General features: G+C 34.0%; 21 protein-coding genes. 8 read left to right on the top strand and 13 right to left on the bottom strand.

Annotation, left to right across the window (positions count from 1 at the left end; genetic code table 11):
* The first annotated feature begins 20 nt into the window (after window positions 1-20).
* The 6 genes from hemB (at window position 21) to AC9UEH_RS03905 (ending at window position 5,450) form a co-directional block, all read left to right on the top strand.
* On the top strand, window positions 21-1,013 hold the full coding sequence (gene hemB / locus AC9UEH_RS03930; RefSeq protein WP_509528622.1) for a porphobilinogen synthase: 993 nt from the start codon (window positions 21-23) through the stop codon (window positions 1,011-1,013).
* A 2-nt stretch (window positions 1,014-1,015) separates the two neighbouring features.
* Window positions 1,016-1,396, top strand: coding sequence for a c-type cytochrome (locus tag AC9UEH_RS03925; RefSeq protein ID WP_509528619.1), 381 nt, complete (start codon window positions 1,016-1,018; stop codon window positions 1,394-1,396).
* A gap of 187 nt (window positions 1,397-1,583) precedes the next feature.
* Complete coding sequence (locus AC9UEH_RS03920; protein ID WP_509528617.1) at window positions 1,584-2,735, top strand: serine hydrolase domain-containing protein; 1,152 nt, start codon at window positions 1,584-1,586, stop codon at window positions 2,733-2,735.
* Window positions 2,732-3,445, top strand: a complete 714-nt coding sequence (locus tag AC9UEH_RS03915; RefSeq protein ID WP_509528615.1) for a 3'-5' exonuclease — start codon at window positions 2,732-2,734, stop codon at window positions 3,443-3,445. The genes AC9UEH_RS03920 and AC9UEH_RS03915 overlap by 4 nt, the downstream gene beginning before the upstream one ends.
* A gap of 96 nt (window positions 3,446-3,541) precedes the next feature.
* Complete coding sequence (locus AC9UEH_RS03910) at window positions 3,542-4,981, top strand: spore maturation protein (RefSeq protein WP_509528613.1); 1,440 nt, start codon at window positions 3,542-3,544, stop codon at window positions 4,979-4,981.
* Between the two features lies 1 nt (window position 4,982).
* A complete protein-coding gene (locus AC9UEH_RS03905; protein ID WP_509528610.1) occupies window positions 4,983-5,450 on the top strand; it encodes a CYTH domain-containing protein in 468 nt (155 codons plus the stop codon).
* Here AC9UEH_RS03905 and AC9UEH_RS03900 read toward each other — a convergent pair whose 3' ends face one another.
* The 12 genes from AC9UEH_RS03900 to uvrC form a co-directional block, all read right to left on the bottom strand.
* Entirely contained in the window at window positions 5,451-5,927 is a 477-nt protein-coding gene (locus AC9UEH_RS03900) for a septal ring lytic transglycosylase RlpA family protein (protein WP_509528607.1), read from the bottom strand.
* A gap of 53 nt (window positions 5,928-5,980) precedes the next feature.
* Window positions 5,981-6,406, bottom strand: coding sequence for a hypothetical protein (locus tag AC9UEH_RS03895; RefSeq protein ID WP_509528604.1), 426 nt, complete (start codon window positions 6,404-6,406; stop codon window positions 5,981-5,983).
* 107 nt (window positions 6,407-6,513) lie between these two features.
* Entirely contained in the window at window positions 6,514-9,087 is a 2,574-nt protein-coding gene (locus AC9UEH_RS03890; protein ID WP_509528602.1) for a TonB-dependent receptor, read from the bottom strand.
* A 190-nt stretch (window positions 9,088-9,277) separates the two neighbouring features.
* Entirely contained in the window at window positions 9,278-10,921 is a 1,644-nt protein-coding gene (pgi, locus tag AC9UEH_RS03885) for a glucose-6-phosphate isomerase (RefSeq protein ID WP_509528600.1), read from the bottom strand.
* A gap of 110 nt (window positions 10,922-11,031) precedes the next feature.
* Window positions 11,032-12,252: a peptidoglycan DD-metalloendopeptidase family protein gene (locus AC9UEH_RS03880; protein WP_509528598.1), complete on the bottom strand. Its 1,221-nt coding sequence runs from the start codon at window positions 12,250-12,252 to the stop codon at window positions 11,032-11,034.
* 21 nt (window positions 12,253-12,273) lie between these two features.
* The gene (locus tag AC9UEH_RS03875; RefSeq protein WP_509528596.1) at window positions 12,274-13,209 is read right to left on the bottom strand and encodes a tryptophan 2,3-dioxygenase family protein; all 936 of its coding nucleotides are present in this window, start codon (window positions 13,207-13,209) and stop codon (window positions 12,274-12,276) included.
* A gap of 2 nt (window positions 13,210-13,211) precedes the next feature.
* Window positions 13,212-13,985 carry a DUF3108 domain-containing protein gene (locus AC9UEH_RS03870; RefSeq protein ID WP_509528593.1) on the bottom strand — a complete coding sequence of 258 codons (774 nt, stop codon included), beginning with the start codon at window positions 13,983-13,985 and terminating at the stop codon, window positions 13,212-13,214.
* Between the two features lie 286 nt (window positions 13,986-14,271).
* Window positions 14,272-15,435 carry a 4-hydroxyphenylpyruvate dioxygenase gene (hppD, locus tag AC9UEH_RS03865; RefSeq protein ID WP_509528591.1) on the bottom strand — a complete coding sequence of 388 codons (1,164 nt, stop codon included), beginning with the start codon at window positions 15,433-15,435 and terminating at the stop codon, window positions 14,272-14,274.
* Window positions 15,436-15,614: 179 nt separating this feature from the next.
* A complete protein-coding gene (locus AC9UEH_RS03860; RefSeq protein ID WP_509528589.1) occupies window positions 15,615-16,772 on the bottom strand; it encodes a homogentisate 1,2-dioxygenase in 1,158 nt (385 codons plus the stop codon).
* Window positions 16,773-17,028: 256 nt separating this feature from the next.
* The gene (locus tag AC9UEH_RS03855) at window positions 17,029-18,669 is read right to left on the bottom strand and encodes an amino acid permease (RefSeq protein ID WP_509528587.1); all 1,641 of its coding nucleotides are present in this window, start codon (window positions 18,667-18,669) and stop codon (window positions 17,029-17,031) included.
* Between the two features lie 94 nt (window positions 18,670-18,763).
* Entirely contained in the window at window positions 18,764-20,977 is a 2,214-nt protein-coding gene (locus tag AC9UEH_RS03850) for a patatin-like phospholipase family protein (RefSeq protein ID WP_509528585.1), read from the bottom strand.
* Between the two features lie 8 nt (window positions 20,978-20,985).
* A complete protein-coding gene (gene uvrC, locus AC9UEH_RS03845) occupies window positions 20,986-22,779 on the bottom strand; it encodes an excinuclease ABC subunit UvrC (RefSeq protein ID WP_509528583.1) in 1,794 nt (597 codons plus the stop codon).
* A gap of 147 nt (window positions 22,780-22,926) precedes the next feature.
* On the opposite strand from uvrC, the gene AC9UEH_RS03840 reads away from it, so the two are divergent.
* Both AC9UEH_RS03840 and AC9UEH_RS03835 read left to right on the top strand, forming a co-directional pair.
* Window positions 22,927-23,904, top strand: coding sequence for a succinylglutamate desuccinylase/aspartoacylase family protein (locus AC9UEH_RS03840; RefSeq protein WP_509528581.1), 978 nt, complete (start codon window positions 22,927-22,929; stop codon window positions 23,902-23,904).
* A complete protein-coding gene (locus AC9UEH_RS03835) occupies window positions 23,897-24,469 on the top strand; it encodes a 5-formyltetrahydrofolate cyclo-ligase (protein WP_509528579.1) in 573 nt (190 codons plus the stop codon). Before AC9UEH_RS03840 ends, AC9UEH_RS03835 begins: the two co-directional genes overlap by 8 nt.
* Window positions 24,470-24,553: 84 nt before the next feature.
* On the opposite strand, the gene AC9UEH_RS03830 is transcribed toward AC9UEH_RS03835, so the two are convergent.
* Window positions 24,554-25,150 (bottom strand): lipoprotein signal peptidase, encoded by a 597-nt coding sequence (locus tag AC9UEH_RS03830; protein WP_509528577.1) that lies wholly within the window; start codon window positions 25,148-25,150, stop codon window positions 24,554-24,556.
* Between the last annotated feature and the right edge of the window lie 81 nt (window positions 25,151-25,231).

Genomic DNA, 25,231 nt, shown 5'->3' with positions numbered 1-25,231 from the left:
GGGGGATAGGGGGCTAATATATGTTCCCATTACAAAGAGGCCGAAGATTAAGAGTAAACGAATCTATTAGAAGTTTAGTTCGTGAAACAACATTAAGTCCATCCGATTTTATGTTTCCAATGTTCATCGCAGAAGGCGAAAACTATAAAGTAGAAATTGCATCAATGCCAGGAATTTTTCGTCGTTCGATAGATTTAACAGTCGAAGAAGTCAAAGAATTGTTTGCTTTAGGAATTCGTGCCGTAAACATTTACGTAAAAGTAGATGAATCCCTAAAAGACAACACTGGAAAAGAAGCTTGGAATCCTGATGGATTGATGCAACGCGCCATCAAATCTATCAAAGCGGCTTGTCCTGAAATGATTGTTATGCCTGATGTGGCATTGGATCCCTATTCTATTTATGGTCACGACGGAATTATTGCTAATGGCGATATAGAAAACGATGCAACCAATGAAGCCCTAGTTAAAATGGCAGTTTCTCATGCCCAAGCGGGTGCCGATTTTGTGGCGCCAAGCGACATGATGGACGGTCGTGTTTTGCGCCTTCGCCAAGGATTAGATGCTGCAGGATTTCAAAATGTGGGCATTATGAGTTATTCGGCTAAATATGCTTCGGCATTTTATGGCCCTTTTCGTGATGCTTTAGACAGTGCACCTGTCGATAATGCGGATATTCCAAAAGACAAAAAAACCTACCAAATGGATTATGCCAATCGCATCGAAGCCATAAAAGAAGCCCTCATGGATGTAGAAGAAGGAGCCGATATGGTGATGGTAAAACCCGGAATTGCCTACTTAGACATTGTTCGCGAAGTCAAAAATGCGGTGAATGTTCCCGTAACTGTTTTTCACGTTTCGGGTGAATATGCTATGATAAAAGCCGCTTCCGAAAGAGGTTGGCTCGATCACGACAAAATTATGATGGAACAATTAATGTGCATCAAAAGAGCTGGGGCAAGTTTAATTTCGACCTATTTTGCTAAGGAAGCAGCCATAATTTTAAATAAATAACAATGAAAAAAGTAGTCTTATTAGTGTGCCTTATTTTAGTTATTTCTTGTAAAAAAGAACGCCAAGAAGCTTTTGGGCAACCCAATCCAACCGAACTTAATCAAACACCTGAACAACTTGGAAAGACTATTTTTGAAGGAAAAGGCAATTGTGTAGCATGTCACAGAATCGATGAAAAGCTTGTGGGACCGAGCGTTCAAGATATTGCTAAAATCTATAAAGCACAAAACGGAGACATCGTTTCGTTCCTAAAAGACGAAGCAAAACCATTGGTCGATCCAACGCAATATGAAGTGATGAAAACCAATTTTACACTCACAAAAGCCATGTCCGAGCAAGAATTAAAAGGTCTGGAAGCCTATATGTATAGTACTATTAAATAGTTTTTGAAGTTACCTGCCCTCCGGCAGGCAGGTCGGGGCTCAAAATCAGAACCATTTTACACACTAGCAGAAGTAATCTTTAAAGTGTGATTTATAAATAGTCAATAGAATGAATTTAGTTTCAAAGAAATTACGTAAATTCGTAAATAAAGTATTTTTTATTTCAACCAATTAAAAACCACTTCTAATGAAATTATTAAAAAAACTATTTCTTGGTATTGCCGTATTTCTAATCACAATAATTGTATTAGCCTATGCTTTTAATGTCGATTATTTACTAAAAGCGATTCGAACGATTTATTCAAAAGGACATCAAACTGCCTTTTTACAAGATTACAAAGAATTTGATAATGATGTAATAACCAAAAGTGATGTTGCTCAACCTTGGGCAATTCATAAAAATTACAACACAATTAAAGCAACTCCAGCTTTAGAACAACTTCATAAACAAATAGGAACTGTTGCTTTTTTAATCATAAAAAACGATAGTATTTGGCACGAAAGTTATTATGATGGTTTCGATAAAAACTCCAAATCCAATTCCTTTTCCATGGCAAAAAGCATCGTTTCGGCTTCGCTAGGAAAAGCCATCATGGAAGGAAAAATCAAAAGTTTAGACCAATTGGTTTCTGACTTTTTCCCAGAATTTAAAGAAGGAAAGTCGGCAAAAATGACGGTTGGCGATTTGTCTTCTATGGCATCTGGACTGAATTGGGACGAAGCCTATTACAGTCCTTTTTCAATAACCACACGAGCTTATTTTACTGATGATTTAAGTAAAGTAATCCTTGGTTTAAAAGGGGTTGATGAACCAGGGCAAAAATACAAATACCTAAGTGGGAATACTCAATTATTAGCCATGGTAATTGAAAAAGCCACTGGTGAAAGGTTATCAAATTATGTTTCGAAGAACTTTTGGAAACCAATGGGAGCCGAAAACGATGCCCTTTGGCAAACCGATAAAAAAGATGGAATTGTAAAAGCGTTTTGCTGCATCGCTAGTGATGCCAGAGATTTTGCTCGTTTTGGAAAACTATACAAACAATGCGGAAAATGGAATGGCAAACAACTTTTAGACAGCACGTTCATTGCAAAATCGATTACGCCAAGATTTAAAGCTTCTCCTGAATACGGATATGGCTGGTGGTTGAGCGATTATAAAGGCAAGAATATATTTTATATGCGCGGTCATTTGGGGCAATATGTAATTGTAATTCCTGAAGACGAGCTAATCATTGTTCGATTAGGAAATCAAATGAAAAAACAATCAAAAACTTCACCACACAGCGATGACTTTTTTGTATATATCGATGAAACTTACAAAATGCTAGCCCAATGATAGAAAAAATAAACCTTGAAAACATTCTTTTTTTAGATATTGAAACCGTTCCAGAAGCTTCCGATTACAACGAATTGGATTCAGAAATGAAAGACCTTTGGGAACACAAAACACAATACCAAAGAAAAGAAGAATTTACTCCAGAAGATTTTTATGACCGTGCTGGAATTTGGGCCGAATTTGGAAAAATTGTCTGTATTTCTGTTGGTTATTTTACCATTAAAGGAGACATTCGACACTTTAGAGTGACTTCGTTTTTTGGCGATGAAAAGAAAATCCTTCACGACTTTATCAATCTCTTGAACAATCATTTCAACAAGCCACAACACGTTTTGTGTGGCCATAATGCAAAGGAATTTGATATCCCATTTATTGCAAGAAGGATGATTATCAACCAAATTGCCATTCCAAACAAGCTGAATTTATTTGGTAAAAAACCATGGGAAATTCCGCATTTGGATACGTTAGAATTATGGAAATTTGGGGATTACAAACATTTTACTTCTTTAAAATTACTAACAAAAATTCTCGGAATCCCATCTCCAAAAGGCGATATCGACGGAAGTCAAGTGGGATACGTTTTTTATGTAGAAAAAGACATCGATAGAATTGTAACCTATTGCGAAAAAGACACGATTGCCGTTGCACAAATATTCCTTCGTTTGCGTCGAGAAGATTTGCTAATTGACGAGGAAATCATTCACGTTTAAATATAAGGAACACAGATTTAACAGATTCAAACAGATTAATTTGTGAAATTTGTGAAATCTGTGTTTAACTTTTTTACTTTTACAAAAAAATAAATTATGGTTTTAAGTAGATTTTGGTTGGTTATATTTATTTCTTCTATTGCTTTTGTATTAATTAGCTTGTTCTCTGGAAACAGTTACACGCTGGATTTTATGATAAATGGTAAAAAAGGCGACCCAATTATTATCTCTGAGAAATACCTGAACCAAGTTCCTGTTTTCATAAAAGACAGTATTGAAAATGCTCCCGACAAAACCATAGTTATTGATAAAATAACTTCAAATCCTGATACGACTTACGTTTATTCGGCGAAAACTGTAAAAATCTTCAGCGGTGTGCAAAAATCCGATGGGTTATTGCCAACATGTAAAAACACATTGCTTGATTTAATTTTGCCACTTCTTGCGTATTTGGCTTTTTTCTGTGGCTTGATGGAGCTATTAATCATTTCTGGAGCATCAGAAAAACTAGCGAAATTGCTGAGTCCAGTATTTGTAAAAGTGTTTCCAAGTGTTCCCAAAAATCACCCGTCTATTTCTTATATGACCTTGAATTTTGCTGCTAATTTTTTAGGATTGGATTCCGCAGCCACGCCATTTGGGTTGAAAGCAATGGAAAGCTTACAAGAAATAAATCCCGATAAAGCCAAGGCAAGTGACGCACAAATTATGTTTATGTGTCTGCATGCTTCGGGGCTTACTTTAATTGCAACTTCAATAATTGGTTATCGTGCGGCTGCCAATGCGACCAACCCCGCCGATGTAATGTTGCCATGTATTATCACTTCTTTTATCGGAACATTTGCTGCCTTTTTAATTGTTGGAATTAAGCAAAAAATCAATTTCAAAAGTGCTTCTTTGGTAGTGGCGTTGATAACATTAATTGCTTCTATTATAGGATTATTGATGTATGTAAACCATTTGGATATCATTGGAAAAAATTACTTTACCTCTAATCTTTCCGCGATGATATTGGTTGGAATTATCGCTTTCACTTTGATTTTTTCATTTTTTAAAGAGAAGAAATTTGCTGAAGCGCATACTACTGTTTTTGAAGCTTTTGTAACAGGAGCGAACAATGGGGTGAAAACTGGGGTTACTATTTTCCCTTATGTGTTGGGAATGTTAGTGGCTATTTCGTTATTTAGAAACAGTGGATTGTTTGAAATTATTAGCGAGTGGATTGCCTTTGCTTTTTCAAATCTGGGTGTTAGCAAAGAAATCACAGATGCATTGCCAGTAGCATTGCTTAGGCCATTTAGTTCTGCAGGATCTCGAGGATTTTTAATTGATTCTATGAATACTTTTGGAGCGGATTCCTTGACAGGAAGATTGAGCAGCATTTTTCAATGTAGCGCCGAAAGTACGTTTTATGTAATTGCCGTTTACTTTGGTTCTGTAAATATCAAAAACACGCGTTACGCTTTAGGAACGATGCTTCTGGTTGATTTAATATGTGTGATTACTGCAATATTAGTAGCCACTTGGTTTTTTTAAGATGATAGAAATTGAACGCAAATTTTTAGTAAAATCGCAGGAGTTTAAAAAGAATTCATTTGCTAAAAATGAGATTGCTCAGGGCTATTTAAATTCAAATCCTGAGCGAGCTGTTCGGGTTCGAATTAAAGGAAATCAGGGTTATTTGACCATTAAAGGAAAAGGCAATGAAACGGGTTTGAGTCGTTTTGAGTGGGAAAAAGAAATCGTAGTTACCGAGGCTAGAATGCTACTAAAACTTTGCGAAAGCGGAATAATTAGTAAAACCCGGTACGAAGTAAAATTCGGAAATCATGTTTATGAAGTCGATGAATTTTTTGGCGAAAACGAGGGACTGATTATTGCTGAAATCGAATTGCAATCGGAAGAAGAAGCCTTTGAAAAACCAAATTGGTTGGGTGACGAAGTTACCAATAACGAAAAATATTACAACTCCTATTTGAGTAAAAATCCGTTTAAAAATTGGTAATTAGTTTTCTATGATTTCCAATTTTACAATGGTAGAACCGCTATTTTTATTGGAAGCGATTTCCATAAAAGCGCGTCTTGAAAGATCAATTTCACGGCCTCTAGAAAACGGTCCGCGGTCAATTACCTCAACAATTACCCATTTTCCATTTTCTTCATTGGTGACTTTTAGTTTGGTTCCAAAAGGCAATTTTCTATGAGCCGCAGTGTATTTATCATTGCTGAAACGGACACCACTAGAGGTTCTTTTTCCGTTGAATTTATTGGCATAGTAGGACGCGTGTGCTTTGGTCTTAAAAGCTTTCACTTTTAATTGGGGTTTTATTGTGTCAAGTGCAACGGTTTTATTTTTAACCGTATCAATTACCACTTTTTGCGAAGGCTTTTTAATGCTTTTTTGAGCTTGGATTTTTCCTCCAAATACTATTGTAAATAGACACAAAATTGCGATGAATACTATTTTTTTTTGTTGCAACATAAATGGGTGTTTGAAAGAAATGGTTAATTATAATTAGACGAAAGTCAAAATTGTTAAAACCATAAATGCCAAGGAATTCTGGCTAAAATTAAAAGTAGCCCTAATGTATAAAAAACAGCAAAAGATTTGAATTTTAATTCGCTTGTTGCGGCCTTTTTGTGTTTGGACCAACCAATTGTAATTAAAACCAAGGCAATAACGTTAATGAAAGGGTGTTCTAGCGAAGTTAACCTTGCTTCTGCGTCTTTCATGTTGAATGCAGCCAAACCTAGCGGAGAAACGAAATAAAGGATTAATCCTACTAATAATTGTACGTGTGACCCTATTAATCCGAACAAAGCTATTTTTCGGTCTTTGGGTGTAAATTCTTTTTTAGATGTGAACCCAGTAATTGCATTAACAACGGCTACTACTAGTAATAATAAGGCTAAATAGGCCCAGCCTGAGTGAAATTTTTGTAAGAAGGTATATAAATCCATTATGTATTTAATTTTTTTAGAATAACAAATATAAAGAAAAAAGCATAAAAAAACGGCATTCTGAAAAGAATGCCGTTTTATCATTATGTTAAATTACTTCTTTCTGATTAGAAATTGTAGCTTAATGAGAAGTTCCAAGTTCTACCGAAACCAAAGTAAACAGTATTTGCAGTGGCAACTCCATTGTATAACGCTCCGGCTTGTGCATAAGTTACTGCTGGGGTTGTTCCAACTGCAGGAGTTTTAATATCATCAGCAAATATATTTTTGCTAGATTCTGCGATGTATTTAGTATCTAATAAATTGTTCACATTGAATCTGAATTTAACCGATTCTTTTGTGTTAGCTAAATTCCATTTGTAAGAAGCTCCAGCATCAATTAAATCGTAACTTGGTAATTGTAAAGTTCCTTTATTAGTAGCGCTACTTAATGAATTTGGAGAAATAGCAGCATATAATTTATCATTGAAAAAATAATTAGCATCGAAAGACATGTTTTTAGACGCCTCAATTACACCTCCTAAAGCAGCAGTTACCTGAGCAGTGTTCCCAACTTTTACATTGTCTAGGTACAATGTTGTAACTGAACCTCCAGCAAATGGATCTCCATTTTGATTATAACGATTACTAATGCTATTTCCTTTGTAAAACCAGTTTCCGTAAGAAACCATTCCGTTTAATTTAAAGTGAGAAAACAATTTATATTTTAATTCTAACTCTAACCCTTGGTGAACTTCAGTTATGCCTTGGAAATCATAAAATCCTCCTATGTTTAAAGGATCAATATCAAAATTTCTTTGGTACCTGTCTTTCCATTCTGTACTGTAAACGTTTACATTTGCATTAAATTTAGCATTTCTAAAACCATAACCCGCTTCAAAACCAGTGATTTTTTCATTGGTTAAATTGGTATTTAAAACGTTATTATTTGAAAATACTGCGGTTAAAAATGGTTGCTTAGAATAATACCCTGCATTGAAAAACACATTGTGATTGTCATTAAAGTTATAATTTGCTCCAACTTTAAAGTCACCACCCATCAAGCTCTTTTTTTCAGAGTTTTGTAATGGATTGCTATTTAAATAATTGAATAAATCTTGTCTTTGGAAGCTTTGTTGAGAAACTGCTGCTTGAACGAAAGCCGTTAAGTTGTCTTTAGAATATTCAGCTTGACTAAATGCTCCCAACCAGTTTACTTGACTTGTAAAATTTCTTAAAATTGGTGTCCCTTGAATTGCTTGAAAAAATGGATTTAAAGAGGGTTTTGGTGAAGAAGTTTCACTTGTATAAATTATTGGATTATTTAAATCAGCAACATCTTTAAAAGTACTTCCTCCTAATAAATCATTTAAATACCTAACGTGAATTCCCTTGTATGTTCTTAAATCCAAACCGAAGTCAAGAGATATATTATTTAATTTTTTATCTAAATTGATAATACTTCCGTACCAGTCATGTGAGTTAATACCCGCAATTTTAGAAACTCCATTAGTAGCTTCTGATCCAGCTGTATTAACATATTGACCTCCTACTAAAGCCCTTGTAGTAGCTGCATAAGCTGTAAATGCTCCTGTTGTAGGTAATTGTACCGTTTGCCCTGAGTTAAAAGCATATAATTTGTCAAAATCAACAGACCCAACACCATTTGCTCCAGTTCTCCATCTGTCGTCATTGAAATTTAAACCAGCTGCTTTACCCCAAGCACCTGCTCCACCACCACGACCCCAAGAACCGTAAACGATAGTTGATAATTTTGTAGTTTCATTAATTTTATAATCCCAGTTGATAGAAGCAATTGGTTTGTTATAAAAGTTTTGATTCATACTGTACTGATTTCCTTGTAAATAACCCCAATCTCTATTGTATTTAATCGCTGGATCACCTCCACCTACAGTTAAATATTGAGCTAAAGTAATTGCAGTACTTCTTTGGTGGTGCCATTGCGCCGCTCCAGTGAAAGTAAATTCAAATTGGTGTTTGTCGCTTAATTTGTATCCAAGACCAATAAAATAGTTGGTTCCTTCAAAATTTGTTCCATCAACATAACCGTCTCCTCTTGTTTTGCTTAATAAAATAGAAGCCGACAAACCGTTTTTCATTACTCCTGTAGAATATGAAACAGAAGTTTTTAGGAAATTGTTGTTTCCTACTGAAGAAGAAACAAGTCCACCTTCTTTCATGTCTGAAGATCTAGTTATTACGTTAATAGTTCCTCCAACAGAAGCAATTGCTAATTTAGAAGCTCCTAAACCTCTTTGAACTTGAATAGAAGACGCCACATCAGACAAACCACTCCAGTTACTCCAATAAACAGCACCGTTTTCCATATCGTTTACTGGCATACCATTAATCATAACCGCAATGTTTTCTTGTGAGAATCCTCTAATGTTAATTCTAGAGTCTCCGTAACCTCCACCAGCTTTTGAAGCATAAACAGAAGGCATGTTTTTCAATAAGTCAGGAAATTCTTGATTTCCTGCTTTAGCTTGTATTTCAGCCGCTTTGATAGTAGAAACAGCCACCGGTGTTTTTCTTTCTTTAGCAACGTCAATAATGCTGCCTCTTACAACTACTTCTTCTAGTTGATTTGACTTAACAGTGTCTTTCTTAACAGCTTGTGCGAACGAAGCAGTTGCTGCGAAAAACAGTCCAAAAAATAAATTAATTTTAAAATTTTTCATTTGTTGTTTTGTTTAAATTTTTGCAAATTTCAGTATTAAATTTGTTCTGTACGTTAATAAAATGTTAAATGATAATAATATGTTAAAACATGGGCGAAAATGTTATTTTAAAGACAAATAAATTTTAATAATTGTTTAGTTAAAAATAGTATTGCATTCTTTTAATTGGGTTATTGTAGTCTTCCTTAATTTATTTATTTATCAAATAATGACGCAATAAAAATGCGGTTGAACTATCGTGTTTATTAATTATTTTCGAGTTAATTTCCTCTAAAATAGAGTTCGCCAATTGCTTTCCTAATTCAACTCCCCATTGGTCATAACTGAAAATATTCCAAATTATACCTTGAACAAAAATTTTGTGCTCATACATCCCAACCAACGAGCCTAAAGTTTCAGGAGTAAGACTATTTATTAATATGGTATTCGTTGGTTTATTGCCCTCAAAAACCTTAAATGGTGCCAAGTAATCTGCCTTTTCAGAGGATAATCCCTGCTTTTCAAATTCATTTCTGACTTGTTCTTCTGTTTTTCCGTTCAATAATGCTTCTGTTTGTGCAAAGAAATTAGACATCAATTTATCGTGATGGTCTTTATTTCCATATAAAGAATTTACAAATCCAATGAAATCGGTAGGAATTAATTTTGTCCCTTGGTGAATCAATTGAAAGAATGCGTGTTGCGAATTCGTGCCAGGTTCTCCCCAAATAATAGTTCCCGTTTGATAATTCACAGGTTTTCCATCACGACCAATACTTTTTCCGTTGCTTTCCATAATTCCCTGTTGCAGGTATGGAGCCAATTTTTGTAAATATTGAGTATATGGAATTAAAGCTTCACTTTCGGCACCAAAGAAATTGTTGTACCAAATGCTTAATAATGCCAAAACCACGGGAATATTTTTATCGAAAGTTGCCGTTTTGAAATGTTCATCCATTTCGTTAGCACCTTTCAAAACTTTATCGAAATTATCAAAACCAACAGCTAAACTTATTGATAATCCAACTGCGCTCCATAATGAAAATCTTCCGCCAACCCAATCCCACATTGGGAAAACACTATTGGCATCAATTCCAAATGCAGTTACATTTTTTATATTTGTAGAAACGGCAACAAAGTGTTTTGCCACGTCTTCTTGCTTTGCTGATTTCAAAAACCAAGTCCGAATGGTTTCCGAATTTGTAAGTGTTTCTTGAGTTGTAAATGTTTTAGAAACAATAACAAATAAGGTCGTTTCAGGATTCAATTTTTTGATGATTTCATTCACATGATCGCCATCAACATTGGAAACAAAATGAACATTAAGATGATTTTTATAAAATTGCAATCCTTCTACAACCATTGCTGGGCCTAAATCTGAACCGCCAATTCCAATATTCACAACATCGGTGAAAGCCTTATCCGTAAAACCTTTTTTAACGCCATTCACTATTTCATCGGTAAACGCTTTAATTTTGCTTTTTACCTCATAAATTTCTGGGATAATATTTTGCCCATCAACGGTTACAACTGCGTTTTCTGGCGCACGCAAAGCAGTATGAAGAACCGCTCTGTTTTCTGTTTTGTTAATGATTTCGCCATCAAAATAACCTGAAATCGCCTCTTTTAAATGTACTTCGTTGGCTAATTTCAATAACAAATCCATTGTTTCCTGATTGATTCTGTTTTTAGAATAATCAATCAAAAAGTCATTCCATTTTATATGAAACTTTGATGCTCTTGCAGCATCTTCTTGGAACATTTTTTTCATAGAAACATTTTTCATTGTTTCAAAATGATTTTGAAGTTCGTTCCAAGCAATTGTTGAAGTTGGATTTGTGTTTTGTAAAGCCATTATTGTGAAGATTCTGTGTGTTTCGAATTATATTAATTGCAAATTTACGAATAATGTTTGTAAAGTAATTATTAAGATATATTTAGGGTTTTTATCCGAAAAACCGTCTTCTATTTTTTGAATTGCAAATTAGCAACACGATCCAATTCTTTTTTCAGAGGATTCATAAGTGCTAAAAAACGAGGTAAATTCTTTTTATTCATAGGTTCTGAATTGGGTAATTTCAATCCCAAAGCGTCCACTTGAACTCCATTTTTCCAAAATCTATAACATACATGAGGCCCCGTAGCAAGTCCAGTACTTCCCACTTTTCCTATAATATCTCCTTGATTTACATGCTGACCGCGTCGTGCAATAATTTTCGACATGTGTAAATATTGAGTAGAATACGTACCATTGTGTTTCACTTTCACGAAATTTCCGTTTCCAGCCGTAAAACCTGTTTGCTCCACAACTCCCGAAGCCGTTGTCATAATTGGCGTTCCTTGTGGTGCGGCATAATCGGTTCCTTTGTGTGCTTTCCAGATTTGTTGCACCGGATGAAACCTGTTTTTAGCAAAACGAGAAGTTATATTTACAAATTTTAAAGGGGCTTTTAAAAACAAATTTTTAAGTGCTTTTCCTTCCTCATCGTAAAAATCTAATTTTTGAGAGTTTTCATTTTGTGCAAATGGAAAAGCATAAATTATTTTTCCTTTGTACTCAAAAAAGGCGCATTTTAGACTGTCAACGCCATCATATATAGAATCATTTATGTAGCGTTCTGTGAAAGTCACCGCAAATTTATCTCCTTTTTGTAATTTGAAAAAGTCAATCGACCACGCATATATTTTAGAAATTGATGTTGCCAACGCTCCTTCAACCCCCTTTTTTTCTAAAGTTTCCGATAAAGACCCGTCTAATGCTCCGGCAATAGTTCGCCGTCGGATAGTTACGGGCTTGATGTGTTTGTAAACCGTAATAGAATCTTTCAAGTCAATTACATAATAACTCAATCGATCGGGCTGATAAATGAACGCGCGCATTTTCTTTGATTTTCCTTTCGACCTAAGTATCGTATATGGTTTGTCAATTCGCATCATTCGAACATCAAAAGTATCTTTGACTTTTTCAACAATATCAAATACTTTTTTGTCGCCAATATTTTGCTTTTCAAGAATACTTCCAAAGGTATCGCCGTCTTGAATGGTATCTTGAATTACATCAAAATTATTAAGTGTAAATCCAAATGCAACTACAATCGGCACTTTTTTTACTGGCTTTTCTTTGTCAGATTTATTGCAGGAAACGAGTGATAGAATGAGGATTATTATAATTGAAATTCTTTTCAAACTGTTATTTATTTGTTTAAACTATTTCTCGTCGCCCCAATTTTTCAATTCTTCTTCGCTCCATAATTCAGGAAAAAATATTCTTCTTTGGTATTTTGGATGCATATATTTTTTCCAATCGCTTCCGCCGGTAGCCTCTCCATCACTTTTACCATTTCCATCTATATATTTTCTCGCAGCATTTAAATGTCCCATCACCCAAGTAATATTTACGGTGTGATCATAATGGCGCATTGCCTTAATTAATTCAGGATTTTTTTGGTCATTTTCAGGCAATTGTTTGAATTTTTGCCAAAGATTTATAGTGTTGTATTCCTCCATGTGACGCAAAAATGAGGATTTGTATTTGCGTTCGAATTCTAAAATTAAATAGGATTTTTCACCCGTGGCATGGTCTTTTCCACCCGCTTGCCAATACAAATGTTCCAATGCATTTTCGTAAGGTGTTTTTCTGTCAATTGAAGCTCTGAAACGATAATCAATTAAATTTATTAAATCTGTAGAAGCGAATTCTATCAAGCGGTATTGCGCACTTTGAAACCCACTTGCAGGCGTCAAAGTATTTCGAAATTTCATGTATTGTTCTACTTCCATTCCGTCTCCCATAATATCAAAAGAAGTTGTTAGCATATCAAAATAGCGGCTAACTCTCATAATTCTTTCTGTGAAAAAGGCAGTTTCTAATTTGTCATTATGTGAGATTTGTTCTATTTCCCATAAAATCATTTTAAACAGTAATTCATTGACTTGGTGGTACATGATAAAAACCATTTCATCAGGTAAAGTTGTTCTTTGCGTTTGAAGATTCAAAAGGGCATCTGTTTGGATATAATCCCAATAGGTAATTGGTTTTGACCAAAGCAAGCCTTCCAAATGAGTTTCAGTTTTCTGGTTTATTTCTTGGAATTTTTCATCTAATTTTTGAAGAATCTCTTCCGATATGTTGGGGTTTGTCATGTTTAATTTACTTTAATTGTGAAGGAATTTTTCAATCCTTTAAAACCATCAAGATCTGCTTTTATAGAACCGATGGCAAGATCTGCTTTTATTCTTATTGGTAATTTGTTGCTGTCATCTGAAATCCAAACTGTTAGGCTTTCCTGTTCTTTAAAAATTCGCCCCGATTGAACTAAAGGGCGAAACACCATTGTAGGAATTTTTCCAAATTTAGTGTCAATATCTTCCCTACCAATGAATTTTAACTTAAATTTGGTGGTTTCCCCATCAAAAAACATGTCAATTGCAATGGATTCTCCAACCTTTAATTTATCAACATTTGGATGATTTCTTAAATAATAAAACGTAGAAACTATATCTTGTGTATTGTTTGGAATGGCAAGTATTTTTTCTGTTTTATTTTCATAATCCTTCAATAAAATATGATTTGTATCTTGATTAAAAAAACCTTCTTGATTTTTGGTATATCCGCCTTCATCTATTTTTCTGACAAATTGATGTGGATTTCCGGTGGTTTTATCAAAATAGCTTTCATATAAATCATCTACTTTGAAAAAGAATCTGGACATTCCTGTAGTATATCCTTTTCCAATTACATGAAACACTTTTTTATTATTTCGAATGGCTTCTTGAACTTCTAAAGTAGCGTATCCGGCATTTATTAAACCATAATGAACTCTGAATTTAAACCACTCACCAGTATCAAACGCATCTTCTTTTTGAGTGTCAAAACTTGCAAGAAGAATAAGTAATAAGAAAATAATTCCTTTTTTCATAGCTTTATGAATTCATTTAAAGACCAAATACAATTTTCGTTCCAAATGTATTAAAACAAAAAAACCCAATCAAATAATGACTGAGTTTTTATGCTATTAACCAACCAAAAAACTATAAATTATGAAAACTTATACAAAAATCAGGAAACCACTCCTTCATTCTGAGTACAAAGATATTTAATTTTTTGAATAATAATTAACAAAAAATGAACTTTAACATTTATTTTGCAAAGATAACTCATTTTTAGCGATTTTTATTATGAAATATTTATGATTTGGAGCTAATTTACAATGTTCCTCTCAAAGATTGTTCTCTTTCAATAGATTCGAAAAGCGCTTTGAAGTTTCCTGCCCCAAATCCTTTTGCTCCCATTCTTTGAATAATTTCGAAAAACAATGTTGGTCGATCTTGAACAGGTTTCGTAAAAATTTGTAATAAATAGCCATCTTCATCGGCATCAACCATAATGGCTAATTTTTCGATAGCATTCAAATCCTCTTTCATCATATCCATGTGAACGCCCAATCTTTCAGGAATGGCCTGGTAATAAGCATGCGGTGGCGCGGATAAAAATTCAATTCCACGTGCTTTTAATTGTGTTACTGTTGCAATAATATCATCGGTTGCAATTGCAATGTGTTGTATTCCAGGACCTCCATAGAAATCTAAATATTCCTCTATTTGGGAACGTTTTTTTCCTTCGGCGGGTTCGTTAATTGGAAATTTAATTCGTCCGTTACCATTTGACATTACTTTACTCATTAAAGCAGAATATTCAGTGTGAATTTGTTTATCGTCAAAAGACAAGAAATTTACAAATCCCATTACGTCTTCATAGAATTTTACCCACGTATTCATTTCATTCCATCCCACATTTCCTACCATGTGATCGATATATTTCAACCCAACAGGTTCTGGATTGTAATCTGATTTCCATTCTTTGTAACCGGGTAAGAAAATTCCAAAGTATTTTTTTCGTTCTACAAATATGTGAACGGTTTCACCATAAGTATAAATTCCTGAACGAACCACTTCGCCAAATTCATCTTTTTCGACAGTTGGTTCCATAAAAGAACGACCGCCTCTTTTCATTGTTTCTTCGTAGGCACTTGTAGCGTCTTCAACCCAAAGCGCAACTACTTTTACGCCGTCGCCGTGTTTTCTTAGGTGATCGTTTATCAGTGAATTTTCGTTTAATGGCGTGGTTAATACCAATCTGATTTTGTCTTGTTTCAACACATAAGACGTTCTGTCACGAACGCCAGTTTCCAATCCAGCATACGCCAATGATTGGTATCCGAAAGCTGTTTTATAATAATGTGCCGATTGCTTTGCGTTTCCTACATAGAATTCTACATAGTCGGTTCCTAACAATGGCAGGAAATCTTGCGCTCCTTCAAATATTTTTTCTAAACCGTATTCTACTGATTGTACTTCTTTCTTAGACATTTTTCTATTTTTTAGCTTGATGTTCACTATTTGTTGTTGTGAATTCTGAAAGCACTATTTTATGTTTAAATTTTGTTGTTTACTAAAACCTCTAGCCCTGATAGCAGTGGAAATCCTACATTATTGCGAGGCACGAGCAATTTCGTGGATTGCAACGAATAGCAGGAAATAGCTCCTAATTAATCTACCCACGATTTATAATACTGACCATCGTCGATTCCCATAGCGGCTTCTGTGACCATTAATGGGCGAAAGGTGTCCACCATTACTGCCAATTCTTCGGTTACGGTTTGTCCAATACTTCGTTCCATTGCGCCAGGTGCGGGGCCGTGAGGAATTCCTTTTGGGTGCAAAGTGATGTGTCCTTGCTCGATATTGTTGCGGCTCATGAAATCGCCAGCTACATAATATATAACCTCGTCGCTGTCAATATTGCTGTGATTGTAAGGTGCTGGTATTGATTTTGGGTGATAATCATACAATCTTGGCACGAAAGAACACACTACAAAAGTCGCAGTTTCAAAGGTTTGATGTACAGGTGGTGGCTGATGAACACGTCCGGTAATGGGTTCAAAATTGTGAATGCTGAAACCGTAAGGGAAATTATATCCGTCCCAACCCACGACATCAAAGGGATGAGTTGCATAAACCATTTCGTGAATCATTCCTTCTTTTTTGACTTTGATTAGGAAATCGCCTTTTTCGTCAAAAGTTTCGAGTTCGTTTGGCAAAATAAAATCGCGTTCGCAAAAAGGGGAATGTTCTAAATGCTGACCCGATTCGTTTTTGTATCGCTTAGGCGTATAAAAAGGCGCGAATGATTCGACATAAAACAATCTGTTTTCTGAAGTTTCAAAATCTATTTGATAGATAATTCCGCGTGGAATAATGAGATAATTGCCATATTCAAAAGGAATATTTCCTAACATCGTGCGCAATTTTCCCTTTCCTTTGTGGATGAAAATTAATTCATCGGCATCGGCGTTTTTATAGAAATAGCTGCGCAATGATTTTTTGGGTGCTGCCAATCCAATGATACAATCTTTGTTGACAAGCATTGGTTTTCGACTGTCCAAAAAATCGTCTTCCGGGTGCAAATCAAATCCTTTTAAAAGTAATGATTTTATGTTTTTGCCAATGGCAATTTTTGGTTCAACCGAATATGATTTTAGAATTTCTTTAACCTGTGTTGGTCTGTGAATGTGATAAGATAGGGACGAATGCCCATGAAATCCTTCTGTTCCGAATAGTTGTTCGTAATAAAAACCTCCGCTGGGTTTTTCAAACTGAGTATGACGTTTTTGGGGAAATTCTCCAAGTTTGTGATATATTGGCATCTTTATTTGTTTAAAATTTAAGGATTAAAGTTATGTAAAACTTCACTTTTTTATTTAATCAAAAGATATAAAATCATTCTGGGTTTCTCTTGATGAGAAATTGAAGATAATCTAATAAACCAGACCAAATTGTTTTCATATAACAAATATCGTAAAAATTTAATTTTAAGCAGTATTTATTGCGAAATATTTATCAAAAAGAAAAAGGCACTAAAGAATATTTCTTTAGTGCCTTTTTCTTTTTGATTAAAAAAAGTTAATTCCTTTTTTTAAAATAACTTATACCATATACTATAGAATGGATAAAAGCGAATGCTATAGAAAAATAATATAAATAAATATCATCGGCTTTAGGATCTGAATGATGAACGAAAGCTATAACAATCAAGGCAATTATCATTACAAAACCAATCAAAGCAACTGATTTATAGTTTTTAACACTAAAAATCCCTTGGTTTAAAACGCTATTTTTCATTCCGTAAAAAAGGTAAAGGTCAAAGCCTATCATCATCCAAACTATTAAACGTATCCAAGTGTCTAACGGCAAGAAAACCATCATGAATAAGCAGACTAGAATTCCTAAAATTGGTACTAAAGGAACAAAAGGGGTTTTGAAAGCCCTTTGAACTTCTGGCATTTTAACTCGCATAATCCAAACTCCTAAACATACTAAAATAAATGCAAATAAAGTACCAATACTGGTCATTTCTCCCACAACTCTTGCTGGAATAAAAGCAGCAAATAAGCTTACTATTAACATAAAAAGTAAATTATTCTTAGCAGGAGTTCTAAATTTAGGATGAACTTCTGAAAATACTTTAGGCATTAATCCATCTTTACTCATAGAGAAAAATACTCGACTTTGTCCCATTAACATTACTAATATTACTGAGGCATAACCGCCTAAAATTGCAAGTATAATTAATTTATTTAACCAAGGGAATGCTGGCGTAATCATACCAGAGGCATCTGCCACTCCCATATTATCAATTGCAATTGCTACTGGAGCTATACCATCAGCTCCCGCAAAAGCGGTATAGTTTACCACCCCTGTCATTACATGGGCAAATAAAATATACAAAACAGTACAAATTCCTAAAGATAATAGAATTCCAATCGGCATATCTCTTTTAGGGTTTTTTGCTTCTTGAGCAGCAGTTGAAACAGCATCAAAACCTATGTAAGCAAAAAATACTATTGCCGCGGCACGAATAATACCGCTAAAGCCAAATTCTCCAAATACTCCTGTGTTAGCCGGAATGTATGGATGATAGTTTTCGGGGCGGATATATTGCCATCCCAAAGCTATAAAAACTAATACTACGGCTACTTTTAAAGAAACTATTATTCCATTTACTGTTGCTGATTCTTTAGTTCCTCGCATCAAAATAAATGACATTAACATTACGATAAACACGGCCGGTAAGTTGATTGTACCGCCTTCAAAAGGGGAATGAGTTAAATTTTCATTGATATGAATTCCGTATGAATCTAAAAATTTTACTAAATACCTTGACCAACTTATAGAAACCGTTGCCGCTCCAACGGCATATTCTAAAACTAAATCCCAACCTATTATCCAAGCGATAAATTCACCCATTGTTGCGAATGAATAGGTATATGCGCTTCCAGCAACTGGTATCATTGATGAAAATTCTGCATAACACAACCCTGCAAATACACAGCCCAATGCCGCTACAATAAAAGAAAGCGTAATTGCTGGACCTGCATTTGTTGCAGCAGCAATTCCCGTAATAGAAAATAATCCTGCTCCTATTATTGCTCCTATTCCCAGAGCGGTTAAACCCTTAGCGGTTAATGTTCTTTTTAATCCTTTTTCAGATTCTGAGGCCTCACTTAATAATTGTGCAAGCGGTTTTTTCTTCCAAATTGACATATTTAACTATTTTAGTTTTTAGATTTTAGATTTTCAAATATATAGAATTTTCTACAACATCAAACATTTATATTGGTTTGGGGATGATTTTTTATTAAAACCAAAAACCAATAGCGAACAGAGTATAGCCTTTATTCAATTCTGGAGACCATGTATATTTTATTTCAACAGGGCCAACAATTGTCTCTAGACCGTATCCAACGGCATATCCCGAATATTTTGGTCTAGAAATCCATTCGGTATTTCTAAATAAATTATCGCCGATCTGAGAATAATTTCCTGAAAAATTTAAATGATTTTTTTTAAAAAATTCGTAGTCTAACGTAAAAGATGTTTTTATATAACTGTTCCCTGCTATACTGAGAAAATCATATCCATAAAACTGTTTGATGTTATTGATGGGATTAAACCCGTAACCACCTAATACAAAATCGAAAAACAGAACATTCCCATTGCCAATTTTAACGCCAGCCTCACTTTGAAATTTTATGGTTGCTTTTTTATAAAATGTTTTAACGACTCCAAAATCACTTTTTACGATTGAAAAAGGCTGAAATTGATTTGTAAAATCTGTAGAATGTAAATAGGTTTGAAAATCACTTGAAAATGCCCATCCGCTTTTTGGAAAATATTTATTATCAAACGAATCATATTTTAACGAACCAAAGGCGCTCCAATAATTACTGTTTTCAATAATTGGCGTTGTATTTGAGATAGTTTCAGAACTAATTTTTAAGTTTTTATATTCTACACCAATCCCTAAAAGGAATTTTTGAAAAGATACAGTTTGCAAATACGCTTGATTTGTAAAATCAGAATAATCAATGTTTAGGGTTTTAATTCCTAATTGTGTGAGCAAAAGTCCATTATTAAAATCGGTAGAAACGTTCTTTGTGAATCGATTGTATTTTGATTTTAATCCAAAACTCCAATGAAACCCATTATCAATATAATATTCAAAATTATATCTGAAATTATCCCCTAATCCAATATCTAACAAGGCGACATCATTTTTTAAAAGCACTTTTTTCTGAGTCAAATTTACTAAAACAGAACTTTTAAATAAACCATCATAATGAAATCCAAATTTTAAAAAAGTTTTCTGTGGATTTTCTGTAAGCGTAAGATTTAAATCATCAAAAGCCTCATTTTTATCTAAAGAATAGGATATTTTCTTGAAATTTTGTGTAGCACTCAAGTTGTCTATACCAATTTTTAAATCATTATAAGCAATAGTAGTACTTGCCTTGAAACCTAGTTTTCCAATAACATAAGAACGTGTATAATTGTCTAAATCATTGATTTTAATGTTTTTAATATGAAGCGTATCGCTCTCTTTTTTTAGATTGTTTATTTTAAATATTGTAGTAGAATCCGCCAATAATTTTATTTTTTCAAATACTGAAAAAGCAGCTTCTTCTCCTTTTTTAATAATTTCTGGAATGTCATTAAATGAGATTATTCCAAATGCATTTACTTCAGGTTTTATGTAAATATCAGTAGAAGCCCTCTTTAATCTCATTTTTTGAATCATTTGAAGATTCGTAATTTGAACTAATATTTTGGTAGCATCATTCAAACTATTTCTGTCTTTTAAATCGTCTTGAACGTCAACGCCTATAATCACATCGGCACCTAATTTTCGAATTTCATCAATTGGATAATTATTAGAAACGCCGCCGTCAACCAATAATTTTCCGTCAATTTCAACTGGTGAAAATAAAGATGGAAATGCCGAACTCGCCAATAATGCTTGTGGCAAATAGCCTTTATCTAAAATCACTTCTTTTCCCGTTTCAATATCGGTCGCAATGCATAAAAAAGGAATCGGTAATTTATTAAAATCCCGAACGTGTCGAACGGTATTTGTAAGTCTGGAAAGCAAATTAAAATTGTACATACCTTTTGATAAAGCCACTGGAATTCCAACTTTAAAATTATTCACTGGCAATGTAAGGGCGTACAATTCATCGTTTCTTTTTTCATAGAAATTTTTTGAAGAACGCGGAATAAAATCGGTTATTAAGTTGTTGAAATTCGTGTCTTTGAATATGGAATCTATTTGAGTGGCATTATATCCTGAGGCATATAAACCGCCAACTACCGCGCCAATGCTTGTTCCGCCAATATAATCAATTTTCACGCCTGCTTGTTCCAGCACTTTCAAAACCCCAATATGCGCAAATCCTTTTGCTCCGCCACCGCTTAACACCAAACCTACTTTTAGTCGGGGTTTTATGGGCTCTTGCGAAAAAGTGCTTTGTGAAAATATAAGAAGGAAGAAAACGAATGCCGTGATGTTTTTCATTATACCTTTTAAATTGTTTTGTAAAAGTCGGTAATTTTTTTGGCTTTTGAAACCCCAACCACATCAGAAATTTCTTTTTCGGTGGCTAATTTCAATCTTTTAACACTTTTAAAATACTGAATTAACGAAAGCATTGTTTTTTCGCCAATTCCAGGAATGCTTTCTATGGAAGAATTTAACGCAGCTTTGCTTCGTTTGTCTCTATGAAATGTAATTCCGAATCTGTGTGCTTCATTTCGTAATTGCTGAATAACTTTCAATGTTTCCGATTTTTTATCTAAATATAATGGAACAGAATCTCCTGGATAAAATAATTCTTCCAAGCGTTTCGCAATGCCAATTATGGCGATTTTTCCTCGTAATCCCAAAACATCAATACTTTTCAACGCGGATGATAATTGCCCTTTTCCTCCGTCAATGATTATTAATTGTGGCAAAGGTTGATTTTCGTCAAGCATGCGTTTGTATCTTCTGAAAACCACTTCTTCCATCGACGCAAAATCATCTGGACCCACAACGGTTTTTATATTGAAATGGCGGTAGTCTTTTTTGCTCGGTTTTCCATCTATAAAAACCACACAAGCCGCAACAGGATTGGTTCCTTGAATATTTGAATTATCAAAACATTCAATATGTCGAGGTTCTTCATGTAACCGTAAATCTTTTTGCATTTGCGCCATAATTCGGTTGGAATGCCGTTCTGGATCTACAATTTGAAGTTGTTTTAACTGTTCAATTCTGTAAAATTTGGCATTTCGAATAGACAACTCTAAAATTTGTTTTTTATCGCCCAATTGTGGAATGGTAATTTTGATGTTTTCACCTAAATCAACTTCAAAGGGAACGATAATTTCTTTCGATAACAATTGGAACCGTTCCCGCAATTCGATAATGGCAAGTTCCAATAATTCCGCATCGGTTTCGTCCAATTTCTTTTTTATTTCCATTGTATGCGAGCGAATAATCGAGCCATGGGAAATTTGTAGAAAATTGATAAATGCCGCACTTTCATCGGATACAATTGAAAACACATCAATATTCGTGATTTTTGGATTTATAATCGTGGATCGCGATTGATAATTTTCTAAAATCGCTATCTTTTCTTTGATTTTTTGTGCTTCTTCAAAATGCATTTCTGAAGCCAAATCAGTCATTACTTTTTTGAAATCCCTCATACTTTCTTTGAAATTTCCTTTCAAAATTTCTCGGATTGCGTCAACTTGTTTCTGATAATCTTCCAATGATTCGAATCCTTCACAAGGGCCTTTACAATTTCCAATATGGTATTCTAAACAAACCTTGAATTTATAGGTTTCGATGTTGTTTTTGCTCAAATCATAATTGCACGTTCGCAGCGGATACAGTTCTTTTATTAGTTCTAAAATCGTATTTACCGTTTTGAAACTCGTATAAGGCCCAAAATATTCGGAACCATCTTTGACCATTCTTCTCGTTGGAAAAATCCTTGAAAAAGGCTCTTTTTTTATGCAAATCCAAGGGTAGGTTTTGTCGTCACGAAGCAATACATTGTAGCGGGGTTGCAATGTTTTTATTAAATTATTTTCCAATAAAAGCGCGTCGGTTTCGGTGGGAACGACAATGTGTTTTATGGTTACAATCTTCTTGACTAAGACATTTGTTTTTGCTGTATCGTGAATTTTATTAAAATAGGAAGCGACTCTTTTCTTTAAATTTTTTGCTTTTCCAACATATAAAATTTTCCCTTCTTTGTCATAATATTGATATACGCCAGGACCATCTGGAAGTGTTTGTATCTGAAGTTGAAGCGAAGGATTTTGCATTTATTTTATAAATCAATCCAAATTAAAACCGCTTTGGATTTTTTTTGGTGTTCAAATTTACAAAATCTCACTTTCAAAACCGAAAAACAATGAATAACTTATAATTTGTAACTCATAATTTTCTACTTTTAGCTTTTAATCCTAATTATGACTCATTTAGAACCTAAAAGTATTACCATTTTAACGGAGGTTGTTTTGCCCGGTGAAAGCAAAACCATCAATATGGAAATTGCAACCTTGCACACGATGACAAAATTGAAAATTCCAATAATTGTGGAGCGTTCAAAATTTAGAGGCCCTACAATTTTACTTTCGGCAGGGTTACACGGCGATGAAATTAACGGAGTTGAAATTGTTCGCCAACTTATTACTCAAAAAATCAACAAGCCAATAATAGGAACCATCATTTGTATTCCTGTAATTAATGTGTTTGGATTTGTAAATCAAACGCGAGAATTTCCAGATAAACGAGATTTAAATAGGGTTTTTCCTGGCAGTAAAAAAGGTTCATTGGCAAGTAGATTTGCCTATTATTTATTGAAAGAAATTATGCCCCATGTTGATTATGCTATAGATTTTCACGCTGGCGGCTCAAGCAGATTCAACGCACCGCAAATACGAATTGTTCCTGAAAATAAAGAATTAAAAGCTTTGGCAGATATTTTCCAAGCGCCTTTTGGATTGTATTCAAAAAATATTGTTGGTTCGTTTCGAAATTCTTGCGATAAATTAGGCGTAAAAATGTTGCTATTTGAAGGTGGAAAATCAGTTAATATTAACAATGATATTACACAACACGGAATTGAGGGAACCAAACGTATTCTAAAACATTTTGGGATGTTGAATTTAAAAAAAACAATATCAATTCCTGAAAAGAAAACCATTTATATTGAAAAATCAAATTGGATTCGTGCCAAATATTCTGGGATGTTCCATGGTTTTACAAGTATTGGGAGTTATGTTGAAAAAGGGCAGTTTCTGGCAACAATTTCCGACCCTTATGGTAAAATTGAACACAAAGTAAAAGCGCCAAATTCGGGTTATATTATCAATGTAAATGACGCTCCAATTGTATATCAAGGCGATGCTATTTATCATATTTCAACTCAAATAAGCGATGTTTAAAAAAGAAATTCGTTTGAAATACAAGACGCTCCGTCAGTTACTTTCTGAAAAAGATATTGACGAAATGAGTCTGGCTATTGCCAATAATGTTTTGACGCTACCGATTTGGGAAAAGACGTATTTTCATTTGTTTTTACCAATTGAAGAACAAAAAGAAGTGAATACTGAATTTATTTTGCACCTATTATCTGGGAAAGACAAAGAAATCTGCATCTCAAAAAGTGATTTTGAAAGTCGGAACATGACGCATTATTTATTGACGGATAATACGAAAATCAAAAAAAACGAATACAATATTCCTGAACCTGTTGATGGAATTGAAGTTCCTGTAAATAAATTGGAAGTTGTTTTTGTGCCGCTTTTGGCATTCGACAAAACTGGAAATCGTGTGGGTTATGGAAAAGGATTTTATGATAAATTTTTGTCCGAATGCAATCCAGATGTAATTAAAATTGGCTTGTCCTTCTTTGAGCCCGAAGAACTGATTTCGGATATTCATGAAGTCGATGTAAAATTAGATTATTGTGTTACTCATAAAAATGTTTTTGAATTCAATATTTTCTAAAAACCAACCCCAAATTCGCAAATTTGATTGGTGAATATTAGTGGAATTCGTGGCGAACTTTTTTAATAAGATTGCGATAAAAAACTACATTTTCCCGAATGCTTTTTTATTAAAAACTAGTAAAATTCCAACTCCAGTAGAAATCGCCATATCGGCAACATTGAAGATGGCATTGAAAAAAGTGAAGTATTTTCCACCCCAAAAAGGCAACCAACTCGGTAAGTTTCCTTCCCAAATAGGGAAATAGAACATGTCTACAACTTTCCCGTGAAATAATGTTCCATAGGCTTTATCGGAAAAAGAAGTAGCAACAGTGTGGTAGCTGTCATCGAAAATTACCCCGTAAAAAACGGAATCTATTATGTTTCCAAAAGCGCCTGCAAATATCAAAGCTATGGCAACAACAAGAAAATTGGAACTGTTTTTTCTGACAGCATCCCAAAGCCAATAGCCAATTCCTGATACAGCAAATAATCGAAAAACTGTCAATATGATTTTACCGTATGACCCAGGAATTTGAGTTCCCCAAGCCATTCCTTCATTTTCAATGAAAAGAATTTTGAACCAATTGAAAACCGCAACTTCTTCGCCTAAAACAAAATGAGTTTTGATATAGACTTTAGAAATTTGATCAATTAATAATATAATGAAAATAAGGAAATAGGCTTTTTTTAATGACATTTTGTAAATTTTAATACCGCAAAAATAACACTATTTTTTAATACAAAAACGCCCCAAAAAGGAGCGTTTATAATTTTATCG

It is taken from the genome of Flavobacterium sp. (assembly GCF_040402835.1).
GTDB lineage: Bacteria > Bacteroidota > Bacteroidia > Flavobacteriales > Flavobacteriaceae > Flavobacterium.
The sequence above is the reverse complement of the archived record's forward strand: the minus strand, read 5'-3'. Positions and strand labels throughout refer to the sequence as shown.

Excerpts from the sequence above, each read along its gene's own strand:
- hemB (WP_509528622.1), top strand. The coding sequence starts at position 21 with ATGTTCCCATTACAAAGAGGCCGAAGATTAAGAGTAAACGAATCTATT.
- AC9UEH_RS03925 (WP_509528619.1), top strand. The coding sequence starts at position 1,016 with ATGAAAAAAGTAGTCTTATTAGTGTGCCTTATTTTAGTTATTTCTTGT.
- AC9UEH_RS03920 (WP_509528617.1), top strand. The coding sequence starts at position 1,584 with ATGAAATTATTAAAAAAACTATTTCTTGGTATTGCCGTATTTCTAATC.
- AC9UEH_RS03915 (WP_509528615.1), top strand. The coding sequence starts at position 2,732 with ATGATAGAAAAAATAAACCTTGAAAACATTCTTTTTTTAGATATTGAA.
- AC9UEH_RS03910 (WP_509528613.1), top strand. The coding sequence starts at position 3,542 with ATGGTTTTAAGTAGATTTTGGTTGGTTATATTTATTTCTTCTATTGCT.
- AC9UEH_RS03905 (WP_509528610.1), top strand. The coding sequence starts at position 4,983 with ATGATAGAAATTGAACGCAAATTTTTAGTAAAATCGCAGGAGTTTAAA.
- AC9UEH_RS03900 (WP_509528607.1), bottom strand. The coding sequence starts at position 5,927 with ATGTTGCAACAAAAAAAAATAGTATTCATCGCAATTTTGTGTCTATTT.
- AC9UEH_RS03895 (WP_509528604.1), bottom strand. The coding sequence starts at position 6,406 with ATGGATTTATATACCTTCTTACAAAAATTTCACTCAGGCTGGGCCTAT.
- AC9UEH_RS03890 (WP_509528602.1), bottom strand. The coding sequence starts at position 9,087 with ATGAAAAATTTTAAAATTAATTTATTTTTTGGACTGTTTTTCGCAGCA.
- pgi (WP_509528600.1), bottom strand. The coding sequence starts at position 10,921 with ATGGCTTTACAAAACACAAATCCAACTTCAACAATTGCTTGGAACGAA.
- AC9UEH_RS03875 (WP_509528596.1), bottom strand. The coding sequence starts at position 13,209 with ATGACAAACCCCAACATATCGGAAGAGATTCTTCAAAAATTAGATGAA.
- AC9UEH_RS03870 (WP_509528593.1), bottom strand. The coding sequence starts at position 13,985 with ATGAAAAAAGGAATTATTTTCTTATTACTTATTCTTCTTGCAAGTTTT.
- hppD (WP_509528591.1), bottom strand. The coding sequence starts at position 15,435 with ATGTCTAAGAAAGAAGTACAATCAGTAGAATACGGTTTAGAAAAAATA.
- AC9UEH_RS03860 (WP_509528589.1), bottom strand. The coding sequence starts at position 16,772 with ATGCCAATATATCACAAACTTGGAGAATTTCCCCAAAAACGTCATACT.
- AC9UEH_RS03855 (WP_509528587.1), bottom strand. The coding sequence starts at position 18,669 with ATGTCAATTTGGAAGAAAAAACCGCTTGCACAATTATTAAGTGAGGCC.
- AC9UEH_RS03850 (WP_509528585.1), bottom strand. The coding sequence starts at position 20,977 with ATGAAAAACATCACGGCATTCGTTTTCTTCCTTCTTATATTTTCACAA.
- uvrC (WP_509528583.1), bottom strand. The coding sequence starts at position 22,779 with ATGCAAAATCCTTCGCTTCAACTTCAGATACAAACACTTCCAGATGGT.
- AC9UEH_RS03840 (WP_509528581.1), top strand. The coding sequence starts at position 22,927 with ATGACTCATTTAGAACCTAAAAGTATTACCATTTTAACGGAGGTTGTT.
- AC9UEH_RS03835 (WP_509528579.1), top strand. The coding sequence starts at position 23,897 with ATGTTTAAAAAAGAAATTCGTTTGAAATACAAGACGCTCCGTCAGTTA.
- AC9UEH_RS03830 (WP_509528577.1), bottom strand. The coding sequence starts at position 25,150 with ATGTCATTAAAAAAAGCCTATTTCCTTATTTTCATTATATTATTAATT.